Source organism: Aureibaculum marinum (genome assembly GCF_003813905.1).
Classification (GTDB): domain Bacteria; phylum Bacteroidota; class Bacteroidia; order Flavobacteriales; family Flavobacteriaceae; genus Aureibaculum; species Aureibaculum marinum.
Window position 1 is genome coordinate 1 of the sequence record NZ_RPFJ01000107.1, and the last position, 484, is coordinate 484.

Sequence of the window (484 nt, forward strand, 5' to 3'; positions counted from 1 at the left end):
ACAGAACTGAACGTGATTTTAAGTAGAAAAGAGAGAGGATTACCAATGTTGTCGAAGTCTAAGCTTCACCGTATATATTAACCTTAATTCTCTCTTTTATTCTTTCTGATTAAGTAACAAATTTATTAAAAGACAAACTTAAGCCGTGTATAATTAATGGCTAGTTCTCGCCTACTTACGAAAATCCTCGCGGATTTTCTATTCGGTTTGTATTTGCTAAATTAGGTGCTTAAAACACGCCACTAATCATACACAATCACGTTGGCAACAATTTGAGAAATGACGAAATACATTCAAATTTTTATAATCCTTTTGACATTATCTGCTTGCGGACAAAATGTGACTGAAATGAAAACACCTGAAAATGCGAATGAAAAATTTGCGGAATTTACAGCAAAGAAAAAGTTCGTAGAAGAAAATTTTTATCCTGGAATTGCAGACGAAAAAATGCGACCAGTTTTTACGGAAAAAATAAACCAAATCG

At 32.9% G+C, this 484-nt stretch carries 1 protein-coding gene; it reads left to right on the plus strand.

What is annotated here, in order from left to right; genetic code table 11:
• Window positions 1-279: 279 nt before the first annotated feature.
• Window positions 280-484: DUF4844 domain-containing protein (locus tag EGM88_RS15580; protein ID WP_123899340.1), on the plus strand; the 205-nt coding region annotated here is incomplete at its 3' end.